Source organism: Testudinibacter sp. P17/SS/0325 (assembly GCF_053570765.1).
In genome coordinates, this window is record NZ_CM131635.1 from 894307 (window position 1) to 912127 (window position 17821).

Below are 17821 nucleotides of genomic sequence, written 5' to 3' on the forward strand. Positions count from 1 at the left end.
ACATCTCCTTATAGATGAACATAATCGGGCTGATGATAACGGATTTACGTTATTGACGAAAGCTTAAACCGCACTTTTAGCCACTCTGTCATGTAACAATGCCGGCAGCTCCAACAGCGACTCTAAACGACGGTCGGCAATCGTGTAACGCGGATCGTCGCGCAAGGCTTGCGGCGGAATGGCGATGGCTTCCATTTGCGCCGCTTTGGCGGCAATTACGCCATTGACCGAATCTTCGATCGCTAAGCAGTCTAACGGCGATACGCCGAGTTTTTGCGCGGTATCCAGATACACTTGCGGGTGCGGTTTACCGTATTGCAATTCGTTGGCGGAATTAAGCGAAATAAAATAATCGCGCAGTTGCAGGCTATCGACCACCGCATTAATCACCTGCATATTGGAAGAGGAGGCAAGCGCCACTTTAACCCGTTGGCTTTGCAGCCATTGTAGCGAGCCTTGCACGCCCGGCAGTGCTTCGCCGTGTTGTTGAATCCAATAGATCACCGCTTTGTTCATTGCCGCCGCAATCTCAGCCGCTTTTTCCTGCGGCAGATGGAATTGTTTACACCAGTTATGCGCAATATCTTCCACCCGCTTGCCGACGGTGGCGTCAGCGTCGGCTTGTGTGATTTGCACGCCGCATAAGCGTTGCATGACCTCGAATTTCGCCGCTTCCCACGCTGGTTCGGAGTCGATCAAAATGCCGTCCATATCGAAAATGACTGCTTGTAACATTGGGTCTCCTTGTCTCTTTCTCTAATAATTTCCCTCCCTCCGTATACGGAGGGAGGTGTCCGAAGGACGGAGGGAGGCATAAAGAATGTTAAAAAGTAATATGTTGCATTTTCATATTGCCCCTCCCTCCCCATTTTTCTTGCGAAAAACGGTACTCCCTCCGCACGCGGAGGAAGAGAAGTAAGTTTAATGTACTACAAAATGCCCCAAAATGCCTTGATTAACGGTTGTTGTAAACGTTTTTTCTGCACGCACACCCCCAGCTCGAACGGCTTGACCGACAGCGGCAGATCAAGATGGGAAACCTGCCCGTTCATCGGGCTGTTTTTAATCACAATATCCGGCAGCAACGCCACCCCGCAACCAAGCGCCACCATCGGCACAATGCCCTCGTGCCCGCTGACCGAGGCGTAAATTTTCGGCTGTTTGACATTCATATGCTTAAACCAGAGATCAATCCGCTCCCGCACCGGACCGGCGACCGGCAGGATAAACGGAATCTGTTCCCAATCAATCGGGCGTTGTTGCAATAAGCGGGTGGAATGGCAAGCTACGCGCGGCGCAATCAGCGACAATTGGATATGATCGATAAAATGAAAATCGATATTGTCCGGCAATTTCAGCGGTTTGCCAACCAACGCCAAATCCGCCTGCTGCGACCGCACTTGCTCCAACGCATTCGCCGGATCGCCGGTGGTGAGTTTGATTTCCACTTTTGGATAGTGGCGGCGAAAGGCTTCCAAAATCGGCGGCAGGTGGCTGTAGGCGGCGGTGACCGAGCAATACAGTTTCAGTTCGCCGCTCAGTTGCTGTTGCTCCGGCTGTAGCTGGGTTTTAATCTGTTGCCAACGTTGCCAAGTGGAAAGCGCATAGGGCAAAAACAGTTCACCGGCTTCGGTTAAACGAACCTGACGATTATCGCGCAAAAACAGCGGCTGTTTCAGCTCCGCCTCCATTTTTTGAATTTGGCGCGACAAGGTGGACGGGCTCATATGGTTTTGCATAGCAGTTTGGTTGAAATTGCGCTTTTCCACCAAATCCAAAAACAGTTTTATCTCTTGAAAATTCATCTGACCGCACTTTTGTTTTCTATTATCTCAGCTAGGGCTTATTGTTTATCCAATTGTTTGATAAATCGATCGAAATCCGACGTAATCTTTTGCTGTCGGTTAAATGCACGATATTCTTCAACGGCTTTTTGCGTGGCTTGTTTGTGGCTGATTTTGCCGTTATCTTGTAAAATCTCATAACGATTGAAACTCAAAAAATCATCAATGCTTTTGGCAAAATCCTGCATTGCCAATAAATGTTCATCTTCTAACAGCCGTTCCACATAATCGAAATATGCCGATACATTGCGTTCCAGTTTTTTAATTTCCTGATCGGAAAGATAATTTTTTGCCACCACCACATCAGATTGTAAAATTCGCCCGTCGGGGGCATTTTTCCACGTCGTCAGCCCCATGTGTTTTTTGTGTTGATTGGCGTGGTGATACACAATTTCCGCAGCGGTCTGTCCGGTAATGGAATAATGAAATTTATTTTGTACAGTGGCATAAAATTGTTGGGTGATAGTTGAATTTTTATCATAATCATAGGAAATTTCGGCGAAAATATCAGTCAGTTGCTTCCAAATCCGTTGCTCACTGGCGCGGATTGAGCGGACGGTTTCCAGCAATTCGCGGAAATAGTCTTTACCGAAGGCATTTTCACCGTGTTTCATGCGCTCGACATCAACGATAAAGCCTTTTTGGATATAGGATTTCAAAATCTCCGTTGCCCAAATACGGAATTTGGTGGCTTTGTTGGAATTGACTCGGTAGCCGACAGAGATAATGGCATCAAGACTATAAAATGTCGTCAGGTAGTTTTTTCCATCAGCGGCAGTTGTTCGGGTTTTCCGAACAACTGAACTGTGTTCAAGCTCACCACCGTCAAAGATATTTTTTAGGTGTTCGCTCACCGTTGATTTTGCCACCCCAAACAGCTGGGCAATGCTTTTTTGTGTTGCCCACAGGGTTTCATCTTGCACCAAGACTTCAGTGTGTTCGCCGTTGTCGTAAATTAAAAATTGGATTTCTTTCATCATCTCCTCCTATCTCTGCGCAAATCATTGCACAAAATGCAATTATAGATTGTAATAATATCAATTTTCGCAATCAGGATTTTAGTCTATACTGCCCTCACTTGTCCACTTCGGACACTTTTTCAACCGATAAATAAGGAAAAAGACTATGTCGAACTATTTTAACACCTTGAACCTGCGTCAGCAGTTAGCGCAATTGGGGCAATGCCGTTTTATGGCGCGCGAAGAATTTGCCGATGAAGCGAATTACCTGAAAGGTAAAAAAATCGTGATCGTCGGCTGCGGCGCGCAAGGTTTAAACCAAGGTTTGAATATGCGTGATTCCGGCTTAGACGTGAGCTATGCGTTGCGTAAAGAAGCGATTGCGGAAAAACGCGCCTCATTCACCCGCGCCAGCGAGAACGGCTTTAAAGTCGGCACTTATGAAGAGCTGATCCCGACGGCGGATTTAGTCATCAACTTAACCCCGGACAAACAACACTCGGCGGTGGTGCAAGCGGTTATGCCGTTGATGAAACAAGGGGCGGCATTGGGCTATTCGCACGGCTTGAATATCGTCGAAGTGGGCGAGCAAATCCGCAAAGACATCACGGTGGTGATGGTGGCGCCGAAATGCCCGGGGACGGAAGTGCGTGAAGAGTACAAACGCGGTTTCGGCGTGCCGACTTTGATTGCGGTGCACCCTGAAAATGATCCGCAAGACGAAGGTTGGGCGATTGCCAAAGCGTGGGCGGCGGCGACCGGCGGTCATCGTGCCGGTTGTTTGGCGTCCTCTTTCGTCGCCGAAGTGAAATCCGACTTAATGGGCGAACAAACCATCCTGTGCGGGATGTTGCAAGCCGGTTCAATCGTGTGCTACGACAAATTAATCGCCGACGGCAAAGATCCGGCATATGCGGGCAAATTAATCCAATACGGTTGGGAAACCATCACCGAAGCCTTAAAACAAGGCGGGATCACGCTGATGATGGATCGTTTGTCCAACTCCGCCAAACTGCGTGCGTTCGAGTTGTCCGAGCAAATCAAAGACGAATTGGCGTTCCTGTTTGAAAAACACATGGACGACATCATCAGCGGCGAATTCTCGGCAACCATGATGGCGGACTGGGCGAATAACGACGTAAACTTGCTGACTTGGCGTGAACAAACCGGCAAAACCGCGTTCGAAAATGCACCGAAAGCCGACGGGATCAAAATCTCCGAACAAGAATTCTTTGATAACGGCGTGGTGATGGTGGCAATGGTCAAAGCCGGGGTTGAATTGGCGTTCGATACCATGGTCGCCAGCGGTATCTACGAAGAATCCGCCTACTACGAATCGCTGCACGAATTGCCGTTGATCGCCAACACCATCGCGCGCAAACGTTTATACGAAATGAACGTGGTGATTTCCGACACCGCCGAATACGGGAACTACCTGTTCGCCAACGTCGCCACCCCGATTTTACGCGAAAAAATCATTCCGACCCTGCAACGCGGCGATTTAGGCGAAGCGACGCCTACGGTTGAAATCGACAACGTGACCCTGCGTGATGTCAATGACGCCATCCGCAACCACCCGATCGAATACATCGGTCAAGAGTTGCGCGGTTACATGACCGACATGAAAAAAATCGCCGTTGCCGGTTAATCAAACCGCACTTTGACTTTTTTCGGTTAAGCAATCAATCCCTTTCGTGAGCGCGAAAGGGATTTTTTGTTATTTGCGTCCCAATACCACACTCAACCCCAACGCGATTAACGCCGGTACAGCCCAGCTTAAGCCGAGGTGATAAAACGGTATGTGGTTGAGTAAGCGATCGATTTCTGCGGGCAGCCAACCGAGATTATTCAGGCTGTCGCCGAGACTGAACAGTAACACCACGGCAATCGTCGAGCGGTAACTCAAGCGGGCATTCGGCAAGTGCGGTCGTAGCAGTTGTAGCGCCACTAGCATGATCGCCATCGGATAGATCAACAGTAATGCCGGAATGGTCACCCGCAACAGGGTGGTTAAGCCGGCTTCGGCGATGACGGTGGTGGCGATACTGAATAAAATGACGAAAAATTTGTAATTTAAACGGTGGTGGAATTGGGAAAAATAGTCGGCGCAAGCGCTGGTGACGCCGACTAAGGTGGTCAAACTTGCCAATAACACGATCGCGCTCATCATTAATAAACCGCTTTTGCCGAACAGTTGGTTGACATAGGCGGAAAAAATCTGTCCGCCGTTGCTGGCGTGCTGCGCCACCGGGGCGCTGGTTGCGCCCAAATAGAACAGGCACAGATACAGCGCCGCCAGCAGTACCACCGACACAACACCGGCACTGAGGGCGTATTTCAATACCGCACTTTTTTGCGCCACCCCTTTCACCGCCAAGGCGCGCGCCACAATACCGCCGAATGCCATCGCCGACAGCACGTCCATGGTTTGGTAGCCGCTGACCAAGCCGGTTGCCACCGCCGCATTGTCAGCATAGGCATGGCTAGGCGAAATAATATCGGATAAAGGATTGGTCATCACCGCAAAGCCGACTGCCGCCAGCAACAGCAATAATAACGGTGCCATAAATTTGCCGATACTGGAAATCATGGTGCTGCGCCCGAGCATAAAAAACAGCGCAATCAGATTAAAAACAATCGCAAACAGAATATGCGAATAGCCGCCGTTAAACAGGTTGAGCGGTTGCCACGCCATTTCATAGGCGACATTGGTAATCCGCGGCATGGCGAAAGTCGAGCCGATCACCAGATATAAAATCGACCAAAACGCCACTTCCAGCCATTGCGGCAGATCGCGCGACAACTCTTCACCGCGTCCTTTCACCGACACCACTAGCAGCGTAATAAACGGCATGATCACGCCGGTAAGGATAAAACCGAGTGCCGCCCATAGCCAGTACGTGCCGGCTTGATAGCCTTCCATCGGCGGAAAAATAATATTGCCGGCGCCTAAAAACAGCGAAAAAATCATCATGCCCAAAACGGCAATATCTTTACGAGATAACATATCGTTCAGCCTTAAATTTAAAAATAGGCGAATTATAGGCTATTTTCTTATTTTCAGAAATAAAATTCAGTTGTGATTGTATTGTCTGGTATTTTATATGGAATCTTCTTACTTTGTCAGGATAAAATGTTAATTATTCGCTTTGGACGGCGGTCGGCGACAAAATCGGTTAGAAAAAGCCGGTTCGTCTTGCTATACTGGCTGCGCCTGCTAATGTGTCACTTTTAACCGCACTTGTATACTGCCTTGTCCGTTAAGGCGTCGGAGGATTGAAAATTGAAAAGATTATTTGCCAGCCGTATGCTGAAACCGTTGCTGCTTGGCGCACTGACGTTTTTCAGTGCGTCGGCTTTCGCACAGAAACTGTATGTTTACAACTGGACCGAATATATTCCGTCAAAATTATTGGCGGATTTCACCAAAGAAACCGGGATCGAAGTGATTTATTCGACCTTTGAAAGCAACGAGGAAATGTATTCCAAAATGAAGCTGACCAAAGACAGCGGCTACGATTTGGTGTTTCCGTCCAGTTACTACATCGGTAAAATGGCGCAAGAAGGTATGTTGCAGCCGTTGGATAAAAGTAAAATCAACAACTTAACTAACATCAGCGCAGAGTTGTTGGATAAACCGTTTGACCCGAATAATGTATATTCGCTGCCGTATGTGTATGGCCTGACCGGTATCGGCGTGAATGCCGCCGATATTGACCCAAGTGCGGTCAGCAGTTGGCAAGATTTATGGCGTCCGGAATATAAAGGCAAAGTGTTGCTGACCGCCGATTCGCGCGAAGTATTCCATTTTGCCTTGTTATTATTGGGTTATTCGCCGAACACTAGCGATGAAAACGAAATAAAACAGGCGTATGAATTGCTGAAAAGTCTAATGCCGAATGTGGTGGCGTTTAATTCCGATTCGCCGGAAGTGCCGTATTTGCAGGGCGAAGTGGATATCGGCATGATTTGGAACGGTTCCGCATTCCGCGCCGAGCAGGAAAATCCGGATATCCGCTTTGTTTATCCAAAAGAAGGGGCAATTTTCTGGATGGACAACTATGCGATTCCGAAAGGTGCGAAAAACAGTGATGCCGCCTATCAATTTATTGATTTTATGTTGCGTCCGGAAAGCGCCAAAGTGGTGATTGAAAGCATGGGCTTCTCAATGCCGAATAACGGTGTAAAAGCCTTATTGGACGAAGCCGATGCCAACAACCCGACCTTGTTCCCACCGAAAAGTGAAATTGCAAACGGCGTGCTGCAAGCCGATGTGGGCGACGCAATTGATCTTTATGAGAAATATTGGAATTTGCTGAAAACCCATTAATTATTGACTCTTCCCTCCCTCCGCCCTTCGGACACCTCCCTCCGCGCGCGGAGGGAGGGAAGTTTTAGATTTATAAGGCAAAATGTACCATGTACCGACAACTGCTAGCCCCGATTCACCAATTTCTTCAATGCGAAACCCCTGACGCATGGATCAACGAAGCCAAAAAGCCGCAAAATCTCAGTGTAATCCTGCAAGATCATATGATGTGCGAGCTGAAAGCGGCACAATCGGCGATGTTTCTGTTGCGTAAATACGCCGCCGACAGCGAAAGCAATCAAAACCTGTTGCAATGGATGAAGCCTTACGAAGATTTCGCTTACCGCAAAATCGGTGATCTCAACAGCTTGAAAGGCAAAAGCCAAATCAGCAAAAAAATCGAACCGCGCAGCGAGCAACCGTATGCAGCGGAGATTATCGACAAAATGGTGTTGCTGATTAAAGAGGAACTGCACCATTTTTATCAAGTGCTGGAAATTATCGAACAACGCGGGATTGAGCTGACAAACATCAGCGCCGGACGTTATGCCAAAGGCTTAATGCGCGAGGTGATAAATCATGAACCGCATACGTTGGTGGATAAACTGATTATCGGTGCATTTATCGAAGCCCGTTCTTGCGAGCGTTTCGCCAAACTTGCGCCCTATTTGGATGAAAAATTAGAGAAATTTTATATTTCGCTGCTGCGTTCGGAAGCGCGCCATTACCAAGACTACCTGACATTAGCCGAACAGATCGCCGGGCAAGACATCAGCGCACGGGTGGCGCATTTCGCACAAGTGGAAGCGGAATTAATCCGTTCGCCGGACGACGAATTTAAGTTCCATTCCGGTGTGCCGACAGTGTAAGTATCAAAGTGCGGTTTAACCGCACTTGCTACTCTCGCTCCTCAACCAACACCACCAACCGATCCGTTTCAATATTGGTTTGTAATACTTCCACTTCCGGCAAGGTTTTGGTCACTTTTGCCGACAGGGTTTTGAAACGCTCCACTTTGCCGTATAAACCTTGATTGCCGACCAGTGCGGTGACGGTGTTGTTGTAGTGGTTATTGGCGGCGGTGAGCGAGCCGCCCAGTTTTTGCAGGCGCTCGGCGAGCAGGCTGACTTGATTATACAGTTCGCCGGCGCGTTCGCTGATTTCGCGCGCTTCGCTGTTGCCGCGTTCAAGCCGCCACAAATTCGACACGGTGCGCAAAATCGGCATTAAGGTGGTGTGCGACACCAAAATCACATTTTTATTATAGGCATCGTTAAACAAGGTGCGGTCGCGTTTCATCGCTTCGATATACGCCGGTTCAATCGGGATAAACATCAGCACGAAATTCGGGCTGCGCATGCCGATTAGGTTGCTGTAATCTTTATTGGATAACTCATTGATATGGTTGCGAATCGCCTTGACGTGTTCGCTTAAATGGTGCTGTTGCTGCGCTTCATCTTCGGCGCTGACCGCACTTTCATAATCGAGCAACGAGACTTTACTGTCGATAATCAAATGTTTATCGTCCGGCAACTTGACGATGAAATCCGGCTGGCGGCGTTTGCCGTCGCTGTCTTGAAATGATTCTTGCGCACTGTAATGGTCGCCGGAGATTAATCCGGCAAGTTGCAAACTACGCTCCAGTTGCATTTCGCCCCAGTTGCCGGCGGTTTTTTTGCTGCCTTTCAGCGCGGAAGTCAGGTTGTTCGCTTCCTGCGACATTGATAAGCCGATTTCCAGCACTTTTTTGATTTCGCTTTCCAAGGCGGTGTTGCCTTTAATCGCTTCGGAATGCACCTCATTGATCCGCTTTTGGAAACCCTCGATCTGCTCGCGGAACGGCTTCAGCAGGCTGTCGAGAGACAGTTGGTTGCTTTGGCGGAAAGCCTGGCTTTTCTCTTCCAAAATGCGGTTGGCAAGGTTTTGAAATTCGCTGCTGAGTTGTTGTTTGGTTTGGGCAAAATTCTGTTGCTGCTCGGCAAAATTTTTCTCTTTTTCCGATAACGAGGTTTTTAGCTCGGTTAATTCTTGGATTAACCCGGTCAGTTGCGCGCGGTTTTGTTGCAACTGTTGTTCGCGTTGCTCCACCGCACTTTGACTGTGTTGCAGCTGCTGTTGCAGGCTGTTGGCTTGCGCCGACGCGCTGCCGAACCGCTCTTTCAGTTCGGTGATATGGCAATTCACCGTCTCGTTGCGCTGCTGTTCTTCGTCCAGCGCTTTTTGCAGATAAACCAGTTTTTCATCACGTTCCACCAACCGATCTTGTAAGCCCTCGGCGCGGGTTTGCGCCTGAACCGCCTGTTGTTGCAGGGCTTCGCGTTGTTGTTGTACGTTTTCGTACTTTTCTAATAACTGATTGAAATCGGCAATGTTTTTATTTAAATCCTGTTGCAATTCTTGGCTGTCGCGCTTGCGCCGTGCGCCGATAAAAAACAGAATCAGGCAAAGTGCGGTCAGCAGCGCGCAAAGTAACAACCATTGGTTTTGAGTGAGTTCGATCATATTTAACGCTTCTTTAAATAGGCTTTTTAGGGTCTGTTGATATTTGTGCTTTTCAGTCTGGAAATTATAAAGCAAAATAAGGTACTTTTCGTTTTCTGAGTGTGAAAATAATGCAGAACAGCCTCTATTTAGCCTCCGGCAGCCCGCGCCGTTGGCAGTTGTTGCAAGAGTTGGGTTTAAATTTAATCAAAGTCGAGGCGGAAATCGACGAAACGCCACTGCCGGGCGAGCGTGCGCAGGAGTATGCGTTGCGCATGGCGGAGCAGAAAAATCAACGCGCGCGCCAAGTGTTGGCGCGTGAGCCGGAATTTCCGTTGTTGACCGCCGACACCACTGTCGCCTTTGAACAGCATATTTTAGGCAAACCGGAATCCGCCGCCCACGCCGCCGAGATTTTACGTTTGCTGTCCGGCACCACCCATCAAGTGCTGACCGCCGTGTGTGTTTACTTTCAAGGCGAAAGCCACAGCGTGCTGCAAACCAATGACGTGACTTTTGCCGAACTGAGCGAGCAGGAAATCCAAGCCTATATCGCCAGCGGCGAACCGATGGACAAAGCCGGGGCGTTTGCGATTCAAGGTTTCGGCAGCCTGTTTATCCGCCATATCAGCGGCAGTTTCAGCGGCATTATGGGCTTGCCGATTTATGAAACCGCACAGCTGTTGTTAAAGTGCGGTCTGCCGCACTTGCTGTTGACGCCAATAGGAAAATCCGCGTGAAACATTGGATTGAACAAGCCAACGCCTTCGGCAAACAGCGTGAACCTTTTCTGTTTCTGATTGATTTTGAACAGCAAAAACCGCTGATCGTGCCGCTAGCCGAAGCCAAACGGCACGGTCTCTATTTTGAGATTGAGGGGCAGAGCAACCGTGATTGGCAGCTGCCAGCGCCACAACAGCCGCTGCAGATTCAGACGACCCCGATCGCTATCGCGCGTTATCGACAAGGGTTTGATTTGGTTCGGCAGCAGCTACAGGCGGGCAACACTTATTTGCTGAATTTAACCTATCCGACCGCGCTGGAATGCAATTACAACCTGCGCCAAATTTTCCAATTCAGTCGTGCACGCTTTAAATTGCTGTTTGAACCGCACTTTGTCTGTTTTTCGCCGGAGTCCTTTGTCAGCACCCACGCCGATAAAATCTATTCTTACCCGATGAAAGGCACGATTGACGCCGCCTTGCCCGAGGCCGAACGGCAGTTGCTCAATTCCGAAAAAGAGCTGGCGGAGCATAATACGATTGTCGATTTAATCCGTAATGATTTGGCATTGGTGGCGCAGCGGATTGAAGTCAGCCGTTTTCGTTATGTAGAAAAACTGCATACTGAGCGAGGCACGATTTTGCAAACAAGCTCGGAAATTTGCGGCAATTTGCGCCACAACTGGCAAGACGAGATTGGCACAATCGTGGCAAAACTGCTGCCCGCCGGTTCGATCAGCGGCGCGCCGAAAGAGAAAACGATTGATATTATCCGCCAAGCCGAATTAGGTGAACGGGGTTATTACAGCGGTATTTTCGGCGTGTTTGACGGGGAAAATCTGCAAAGTGCGGTTTTGATCCGCTACCTTGAACAGACGGAAAACGGCTTGCTGTTCCGCAGTGGCGGCGGCATTACCACCCAAAGCCGGTTGGAAGAGGAGTATCAGGAGTTGTTGCAAAAAGTGTATATCCCGATTACGAAACATAAGGTTGCCTAATGTTGCCGCTCATTGAAACCATCGCGGTGCAAGACGGCGAACTGCAAAATTTGGCGTATCATCAACGGCGTTATCAACAGGCGTTAGCGACATATTATCGGCAACAGACCACGCAAATGTTGGATTTAGCCGCCATTCAAGTCCCACGTGAATTTCAGCACGGTTTAGTCCGTTGCCGTATCGATTACAACGCGACTGAACAGCAAGTGCGGTTTTTTGCCTATCAGCGGCGTGAATTCCGCACCTTTCAGCCGGTGATGTGCGATCACATTGACTATGAATTCAAATTTAGTGACCGCACTTTGCTGGATCAGCTGTATGCACAACGGGGCGAGTGCGACGAAATCATGATTATTAAGCACGGCTTGATAACCGACTGTTCCATCGGCAATTTAGTGTTGTTGCAAAACGGTATGTGGTATACCCCCGCGCAACCGTTGCTGCACGGCACGCAACGGGCGAAACTCTTGGCAGAAGGCAAAATTCAGACACGGGATATCCGCTTAGCGGACTTAGCCGATTACAGCCGGATTCGGCTGATTAATGCGTTGAATCCGCTGAGATGACAATCGAGCTAGATAAAAAAATACCGGCCACTGCCGGTATTTTTTATCAGTTCAACCAATTATTCAAGGTTTAGTGAAACCAGAACAGGTAAGCTATTGTGCCAATTATGAATACCGAGACGATATTCAACCGGACACCGGCGCGTATCATTTCGCTTTGTTTGATTTGCCCGGTACCGAACACAATTGCATTCGGCGGGGTGGCGACCGGCAACATAAAGGCGCAAGAGGCACCCAAACCGATAATCAGTGATAAGCCTAGCGGCGGCATACCCAAGGTTTCGGCAATCCTGATGAAGATCGGCACTAACAATGCCGCACTGGCAGTGTTGGAGGTGAACTCGGTCAGGAAAATAATAAAGGCGGCAACCACCAGACCGATAATATAGAAGTGTCCTCCCTCAATCGCGGCAACCACCATATCCGCCAAGATTTTACTGGCGCCGGAATCACGCAGTACCGCACTTAGGGTCAAACCGCCGCCGAATAACATCAACACGCCCCAGTCGGTATTTTTCTGGATATCTTCCCAAGCGGCGACTCGGCTGATACAGATAGCAACGGCTGCAATCAGGGCAATAATGCTGTCGAAGCTAGCCATATTCTTTTCCAAGCCGAATAATGAGGAGAGTAACGGATTGATTTGTCCGCTAAATACCCAGCATAAGGCAATCACCACAAAGATTGCCAATGCGACATACTGTTTGCGGTGCAGGCTTTGTTCTTCGAAGGTTTTTTCAAAGGTGGCGGTCAATTTTGGTTTGAAGGTGAGATACAATGCACCGATCATTAACGGCATCATTAAAATCATCACCGGCAGCCCGTATGACATCCATTGGGCAAAACTGATGTTAAGTTGTGAGGCAACAATCGCATTCGGCGGGCTGCCGACCACCGTGCCCATCCCGCCGATACTGGCGCTGTAGGCAATCCCGAGTAATACGAACACATAGGTGTTGTGATCGGAATTTTTATCCATCTTGCTCAGAATTCCCATCGCCAACGGCAACATCATCGCTGCGGTGGCGGTGTTACTCATCCACATCGAGAGGAATGCGGTGGTCGTGAACAGGTAAATCACCGCAAGGAACAGTTTTCCTCTGGCTAAATTCATGATTTTATTGGCGATGATTTTATCCAAGCCCTGAATGTGCAGTGCGGTCGCCAGGGCGAAACCGCCGAAGAACAAGAAAATCGTCGGGTTGGCAAACGTTGCCAAAGCAGTGCTGGTGGTGACCAAACCAAGCGCAATTGCCATAATCGGTACCAAAAGTGCGGTCACGGTCACATGAACGGCTTCAGTCAACCAAAGAATACCGATAAACACCAGTAATGCCAGCCCCTTATTTTCATTCATATTGAACGGCAGAAAATTGAGCAGCAGGAAAAAGAGGATAATATTGGCTAGAAAAATGATACCGCCGCGTCTTAATTCGCGATCTTCAATGCCACTTTGTAGCGGCTCCGGTTTGTTTATTTTTTTATCGATCATCGTGGTTTCCTTAATTTTAATACAACCAGAAGGAGAATACACTTATTTAGTGTAATGTTATCAATATAACAGGCTGTTACGATTTTATTAACTAAATGAAATAAATAATTGTCAAAAATGTGACCTCAAACAGAAAATAATCACGGAACACCCTATCGGGCAATAAAAAGCCCGGGCTGATTTGATTAGCTCGGGCTGATAGTCACAGAGGGAACAAGCGGTTAATCGTTAAAATTGTCATCCTCTCGGTTGTTGAGTTCCAGTGGTTCAGGCGAAAGGATAATCCCGGTCAGATCGGCATAGACATAATCTTCCGGCAAGAACGACACGCCGCCGAAATTCACCGGCACCTCGGTTTCGCCGATGGTTTTATCGTCGGCGGAGACCGGAATCGGCGCCAACGCATGAATGCCGATATCCAGACTTTCCAGAATATCCAATTGGCGCACCGCGCCGTAGACAATAATCCCTTCCCAATCATTATCAACCGCCAGTTGCGCTAAATCGGAATCAATCAAAGCACGGCGCACCGAACCGCCGCCGTCAATCAACAGCACCCGCCCCAAGCCGTCTTCTTCCAATACTTCTTCGATCAAGCCGTTACTTTCGAAACATTTGACAGTGGTGATTTTACCGCTAAACGCACTGCGCCCGCCAAAACTGGAAAAAATCGGTTCGACCACGTCGATTTGATCTTGATAAATATCACACAACTCAGAGGTATCAATACGCATGAGGGTATCCTTAATTGATGAAAAATCCGTTGCGGCTAGTATAAACAGTAAACAAACAAATTACCAATAAAACCCAAGTAATAAGCCAAGGCTGAACAGCAGGTTGGTTAACAGCGCCAACATTGCCATTTGTGCCAACATCGGGCGCAGTTGTTTCGGGTCGTTGGCACGTAGCACCGACCAAGCGTGTTTGAGCAGTAAAGGAAATGCCGCCGCCGCCAGCCAACCCGACCAATGTGGAAAATATAATAAGCCGAAGGCAAGATAGAGCAGAATCGCCGCCACGATTAGCACGCTGTGATAAATTTTTGCCGGTTTGTCGCCCAAGCGCACCGCCAGCGTGTTTTTACCGGCTTTGCGATCTTGTTCAATATCGCGTAAATTATTGATATTTAACACGGCGGTTGCCAATAGCCCGCAGGCGGTTGCCACCATTAAGATTGGAAAGTTGATCTGGTGCGCTTGCAAATAATAAGTGCCGCCGACCCCGAGCCAACCGAAAAACATCAGCACCGAAATATCGCCCAAACCGATATAACCGTAAGGTTTGCGTCCGATGGTGTAAGTAATCGAGGCAATCACCGCCAACACGCCCAACAGCAAAAACGCCAGCAGATCCTGCCAACTTTCGGTTGCCACCAGAATCAATGCCAAACCCGAACACAAACTGGCAATAATCGTGATAATCAGTCCGTTGCGCAGTTGTTTTGGCGTGATCACGCCATGCTGAATGCCGCGCAGCGGTCCGATACGCTCGGCGGTGTCCGAGCCTTTGAGGTGATCGCCGTAATCGTTGGCAAAATTCGATACCACTTGCAATAAAAGTGCGGTCAGAATTGACAACAACGTAATTGCCCAGCTAAAGACGCCACTGGATGCGGCTAAAGCAGAGCCGGTGACAATCGACGCCAACGCTAACGGCAAGGTTTTCGGGCGGGCGGTTTCCAGCCACATTCTAAAAACGGTTTTGTTCATATTCCCTGATAATAATAAAAGCGGTTTATACCGCACTTGACTGATTTGGGTGCTATTATAGGCGAAAATATCCGGCTTGTTTTGATTTGACAAGGTATTTTGCCGCTTTTTATCGAGAATCTGAAAAATGTCATCTGAATTTTGTTTTGCTCCGCTCACCCTGCAACCGGTTGCGGTGGCGCATACCCCCTATAATGAAAAATTTTCCGTGCCGCGCCAACCGGATTTGGTGCAAGACGGACAAGGCGTGATTGAATTACTGCCGCCGTATAATCAGGCGGAGGCGGTGCGCGGTTTGGAACAATTTAGCCATCTGTGGCTGATCTTTCAGTTTGATCGTATTGCCGCAAACAAGTGGCAGCCGACGGTGCGCCCACCGCGCTTGGGCGGCAATCAACGGGTCGGCGTTTTCGCCTCGCGCGCCACCCACCGCCCCAATCCGTTGGGGCTGTCGAAAGTGGAATTGAAAGCGATCGATCTCAGCCAAGGCAAAGTGCGGTTGCAGGTCGGCAGTATTGATCTCGTCAATCACACTCCGATTTTTGATATTAAACCTTATCTTGCTTATGCTGACAGTCAAGCCGATGCGCGTAGCGGTTTTGCCCAACAAAAACCGACAAGCGCGATCGAAGTGCGGTTTCTGTCCGAAGTATTGCAACAAATTCAGCAGTACACGCCTCGCTATCCGAACCTGCAACGTTTTATCCGCGAGCTGATTCAGCAAGATCCGCGCCCAGCCTACCAACAGCAACAAAGCGGCGAACGGCTGTACGGCATGAGTATTTGGCAGTTCAACGTCCGGTTTTGTTTTATCGAATATAACGTAGCGCAAGTGGTGGCTGTTGAGCGGAAGAAGCGTATTTTTTAATTTGTTTCCAAAAAGTTAAATGGTTAATTGAAGTATTTGAAAACCAAATGTCAAATCATTCACAGTGGCACAATCGGCTTTCGATTATTATTCACCGAAACTTTCTAATATTATAGTTATCGAGCTAATTTAGCGCTCTCAATATATTTCATTCTATCTCTCCTATTTTCAATGTGCGTTACTTCGACTTCTTGAAGAAGATTATCGAGAGTAATGTAATGTTTTTAGATAATGTCACTGTAATTAGTTGTTGCTTTGCTGACAATGCATGTTGGAAAGTCGTGTATACATAGTTAAGCAAAGTATGGCTGCACTGAAAACAACAAAATTTGTCAACTTGCGTTACTAATAATCAAATCACTGTCGGAAGATTCAGCTTAACTTAGCGTCTTTTTCTTAAAAATTTATATGTTTATAAAATAATGGTCTTTTTTGTGCAATTCTTATTAAATGAGCAGTTATTTTGCAGATAATTTCACTTTTTATGTTTACAAAAAGATCCTAATCAAGTGATTTATTGATTGGGTTTATCGTTTTTTAAAGTTGAGGTAAGTTTTAACTGTAAGTTTGATTGACACGCATTTTACAAATGATATTATCAGCAGACGTTAAGCAAGATTCAAAGTTATTAAGGTATATTTAAATTATTTTTTAATTAATTAAGATGTTAAATATAAACAAAATTAAGAGGATATATGCTACAAAATCATTATAATACTCGCGCAGCCTCGCGCAGCCTCGCGCAGCCTCGCGCAGCCTCGCGCAGCCTCGCGCAGCCTCGCGCAGCCTCGCGCAGCCTCGCGCAGCCTCGCGCAGCCTCGCGCAGCCTCGCGCAGCCTCGCGCAGCCTCGCGCAGCCTCGCGCAGCCTCGCGCAGCCTCGCGCAGCCTCGCGCAGCCTGTTTATTGGTTGGAGATCAATTGCCGTAATACGCCTGTTTGCACTGAGCCTTGTTTTATTCGGGTTGAGCGCCTGTTCGACTTCGCCTTCTGATTTAACCTCCTTATCCGATTCATCTTCACCTCCTCTCCATGCATTGGAACAATGGGAAAATTATCAATCTGTTGATATTAATACCCAAGATATTCCACTCGGACAAACACAGCTTGTTTTCTATCGACAGCAGCAATTAAACGGACCGGCGATTAATATTTATATCGACGGAAACTATCAAACCTCACTGCTGGAAAACGGTTTCAGCGCGATCTTATTGTGTGCCGAACCACACTTAGTCAGCGCCTCATTCAGCAGCGATACAATGGCAGGCAATAGAACCGAAGGGTTTAAATTTGCTTCGCCTAGTCAACAAGTCACTTATATAAAAATTAAAAATTCCAAAAGTGGTTTGCCACGTTTTGAATTCGTTGCAACGGAAACTGCACTGAAAGACTTATCCGCCTTAAATATGCAAAGCCAAACATTATCCAGAGTGCCGGCCTCGCGCTGTCAAGATGATAGCTATATTTTGGCGGCAACGTCAGTGAATGCCGAAATCACTTTTCCATTGAATCAATATGCTTATGACAAAGTGCTGATCGACGGTCAGCAGAATATCCGCCGATTCGCCGAAAAAATAAACGCAATGGATCCGAAGGATATCGGGCAAATTGTAGTCAGCGGTCATGCCGATCCGAGAGGACGTGCTGATTATAATCAACTTTTATCTGAAAAACGGGCTAAATCAATTAGTAATATCCTGACTGAATATGCGGTAGCACTGCCGATTGTAGCGGTCGGATACGGAGAAACGTCGCTGCTGGTTGAGGATTGTGCATTGCTTTATCCGCATGATATTGCCGCCCAAACACAGTGTAATTTACCCAATAGACGAGTAGATATTGTTGTTTATGGTCGTAAAAAATAACGTTCACTCA

General features: G+C 48.0%; 16 protein-coding genes. 8 read left to right on the forward strand and 8 right to left on the reverse strand.

Annotated features, from left to right (window positions below):
- Positions 1–63: 63 nt before the first annotated feature.
- From hxpB to rhuM, 3 genes are all read right to left on the reverse strand, one after another.
- Positions 64–735 (reverse strand): hexitol phosphatase HxpB, encoded by a 672-nt coding sequence (gene hxpB, locus ACWA50_RS04275; protein WP_431054078.1) that lies wholly within the window; start codon positions 733–735, stop codon positions 64–66.
- Between the two features lie 194 nt (positions 736–929).
- The gene (gene ilvY / locus ACWA50_RS04280; protein ID WP_431054079.1) at positions 930–1805 is read right to left on the reverse strand and encodes an HTH-type transcriptional activator IlvY; all 876 of its coding nucleotides are present in this window, start codon (positions 1803–1805) and stop codon (positions 930–932) included.
- Positions 1806–1843: 38 nt separating this feature from the next.
- On the reverse strand, positions 1844–2824 hold the full coding sequence (rhuM, locus tag ACWA50_RS04285; RefSeq protein ID WP_431054080.1) for a RhuM family protein: 981 nt from the start codon (positions 2822–2824) through the stop codon (positions 1844–1846).
- 145 nt (positions 2825–2969) lie between these two features.
- Between rhuM and ilvC the strand changes: the two genes are divergently transcribed.
- A complete protein-coding gene (ilvC, locus tag ACWA50_RS04290) occupies positions 2970–4451 on the forward strand; it encodes a ketol-acid reductoisomerase (RefSeq protein WP_431054081.1) in 1482 nt (493 codons plus the stop codon).
- Positions 4452–4520: 69 nt separating this feature from the next.
- Here ilvC and brnQ read toward each other — a convergent pair whose 3' ends face one another.
- Positions 4521–5810: a branched-chain amino acid transport system II carrier protein gene (gene brnQ / locus ACWA50_RS04295; RefSeq protein WP_431054082.1), complete on the reverse strand. Its 1290-nt coding sequence runs from the start codon at positions 5808–5810 to the stop codon at positions 4521–4523.
- Positions 5811–6086: 276 nt separating this feature from the next.
- Between brnQ and ACWA50_RS04300 the strand changes: the two genes are divergently transcribed.
- Both ACWA50_RS04300 and miaE read left to right on the forward strand, forming a co-directional pair.
- Complete coding sequence (locus tag ACWA50_RS04300) at positions 6087–7133, forward strand: extracellular solute-binding protein (RefSeq protein ID WP_431054083.1); 1047 nt, start codon at positions 6087–6089, stop codon at positions 7131–7133.
- Positions 7134–7222: 89 nt separating this feature from the next.
- The gene (gene miaE / locus ACWA50_RS04305; protein WP_431054084.1) at positions 7223–7981 is read left to right on the forward strand and encodes a tRNA isopentenyl-2-thiomethyl-A-37 hydroxylase MiaE; all 759 of its coding nucleotides are present in this window, start codon (positions 7223–7225) and stop codon (positions 7979–7981) included.
- A gap of 28 nt (positions 7982–8009) precedes the next feature.
- On the opposite strand, the gene rmuC is transcribed toward miaE, so the two are convergent.
- Positions 8010–9614, reverse strand: coding sequence for a DNA recombination protein RmuC (gene rmuC, locus ACWA50_RS04310; protein ID WP_431054085.1), 1605 nt, complete (start codon positions 9612–9614; stop codon positions 8010–8012).
- Positions 9615–9724: 110 nt separating this feature from the next.
- Here rmuC and ACWA50_RS04315 point away from each other — a divergent pair, with 110 nt between their 5' ends.
- From ACWA50_RS04315 to ACWA50_RS04325, 3 genes are read left to right on the forward strand one after another with little or no spacing between them, the layout of a single operon-like run.
- Positions 9725–10333, forward strand: coding sequence for a Maf family protein (locus ACWA50_RS04315; RefSeq protein WP_431054086.1), 609 nt, complete (start codon positions 9725–9727; stop codon positions 10331–10333).
- Entirely contained in the window at positions 10330–11313 is a 984-nt protein-coding gene (locus ACWA50_RS04320) for an aminodeoxychorismate synthase component I (RefSeq protein WP_431054087.1), read from the forward strand. Before ACWA50_RS04315 ends, ACWA50_RS04320 begins: the two co-directional genes overlap by 4 nt.
- Positions 11313–11879, forward strand: coding sequence for an aminotransferase class IV family protein (locus ACWA50_RS04325; RefSeq protein ID WP_431054088.1), 567 nt, complete (start codon positions 11313–11315; stop codon positions 11877–11879). Before ACWA50_RS04320 ends, ACWA50_RS04325 begins: the two co-directional genes overlap by 1 nt.
- Before the next feature lie 70 nt (positions 11880–11949).
- On the opposite strand, the gene ACWA50_RS04330 is transcribed toward ACWA50_RS04325, so the two are convergent.
- The 3 genes from ACWA50_RS04330 to ACWA50_RS04340 form a co-directional block, all read right to left on the reverse strand.
- On the reverse strand, positions 11950–13371 hold the full coding sequence (locus ACWA50_RS04330) for a DASS family sodium-coupled anion symporter (RefSeq protein ID WP_431054089.1): 1422 nt from the start codon (positions 13369–13371) through the stop codon (positions 11950–11952).
- Between the two features lie 221 nt (positions 13372–13592).
- Complete coding sequence (rraA, locus tag ACWA50_RS04335; protein ID WP_431054090.1) at positions 13593–14105, reverse strand: ribonuclease E activity regulator RraA; 513 nt, start codon at positions 14103–14105, stop codon at positions 13593–13595.
- A gap of 60 nt (positions 14106–14165) precedes the next feature.
- Complete coding sequence (locus ACWA50_RS04340) at positions 14166–15080, reverse strand: 1,4-dihydroxy-2-naphthoate polyprenyltransferase (protein WP_431054091.1); 915 nt, start codon at positions 15078–15080, stop codon at positions 14166–14168.
- Positions 15081–15207: 127 nt separating this feature from the next.
- On the opposite strand from ACWA50_RS04340, the gene tsaA reads away from it, so the two are divergent.
- Both tsaA and ACWA50_RS04350 read left to right on the forward strand, forming a co-directional pair.
- Entirely contained in the window at positions 15208–15948 is a 741-nt protein-coding gene (gene tsaA / locus ACWA50_RS04345; RefSeq protein ID WP_431054092.1) for a tRNA (N6-threonylcarbamoyladenosine(37)-N6)-methyltransferase TrmO, read from the forward strand.
- A 1035-nt stretch (positions 15949–16983) separates the two neighbouring features.
- Positions 16984–17811 (forward strand): OmpA family protein, encoded by an 828-nt coding sequence (locus tag ACWA50_RS04350; protein WP_431054093.1) that lies wholly within the window; start codon positions 16984–16986, stop codon positions 17809–17811.
- Positions 17812–17821: the final 10 nt, after the last annotated feature.

What these genes read in the sequence shown, in the direction of transcription:
- rmuC (WP_431054085.1), bottom strand. Translation starts at nt 9,614, where the DNA reads ATGATCGAACTCACTCAAAACCAATGGTTGTTACTTTGCGCGCTGCTG.
- brnQ (WP_431054082.1), bottom strand. Translation starts at nt 5,810, where the DNA reads ATGTTATCTCGTAAAGATATTGCCGTTTTGGGCATGATGATTTTTTCG.
- rraA (WP_431054090.1), bottom strand. Translation starts at nt 14,105, where the DNA reads ATGCGTATTGATACCTCTGAGTTGTGTGATATTTATCAAGATCAAATC.
- ACWA50_RS04330 (WP_431054089.1), bottom strand. Translation starts at nt 13,371, where the DNA reads ATGATCGATAAAAAAATAAACAAACCGGAGCCGCTACAAAGTGGCATT.
- tsaA (WP_431054092.1), top strand. Translation starts at nt 15,208, where the DNA reads ATGTCATCTGAATTTTGTTTTGCTCCGCTCACCCTGCAACCGGTTGCG.
- ACWA50_RS04315 (WP_431054086.1), top strand. Translation starts at nt 9,725, where the DNA reads ATGCAGAACAGCCTCTATTTAGCCTCCGGCAGCCCGCGCCGTTGGCAG.
- hxpB (WP_431054078.1), bottom strand. Translation starts at nt 735, where the DNA reads ATGTTACAAGCAGTCATTTTCGATATGGACGGCATTTTGATCGACTCC.
- miaE (WP_431054084.1), top strand. Translation starts at nt 7,223, where the DNA reads ATGTACCGACAACTGCTAGCCCCGATTCACCAATTTCTTCAATGCGAA.
- ilvC (WP_431054081.1), top strand. Translation starts at nt 2,970, where the DNA reads ATGTCGAACTATTTTAACACCTTGAACCTGCGTCAGCAGTTAGCGCAA.
- ACWA50_RS04325 (WP_431054088.1), top strand. Translation starts at nt 11,313, where the DNA reads ATGTTGCCGCTCATTGAAACCATCGCGGTGCAAGACGGCGAACTGCAA.
- ilvY (WP_431054079.1), bottom strand. Translation starts at nt 1,805, where the DNA reads ATGAATTTTCAAGAGATAAAACTGTTTTTGGATTTGGTGGAAAAGCGC.
- ACWA50_RS04340 (WP_431054091.1), bottom strand. Translation starts at nt 15,080, where the DNA reads ATGAACAAAACCGTTTTTAGAATGTGGCTGGAAACCGCCCGCCCGAAA.
- rhuM (WP_431054080.1), bottom strand. Translation starts at nt 2,824, where the DNA reads ATGATGAAAGAAATCCAATTTTTAATTTACGACAACGGCGAACACACT.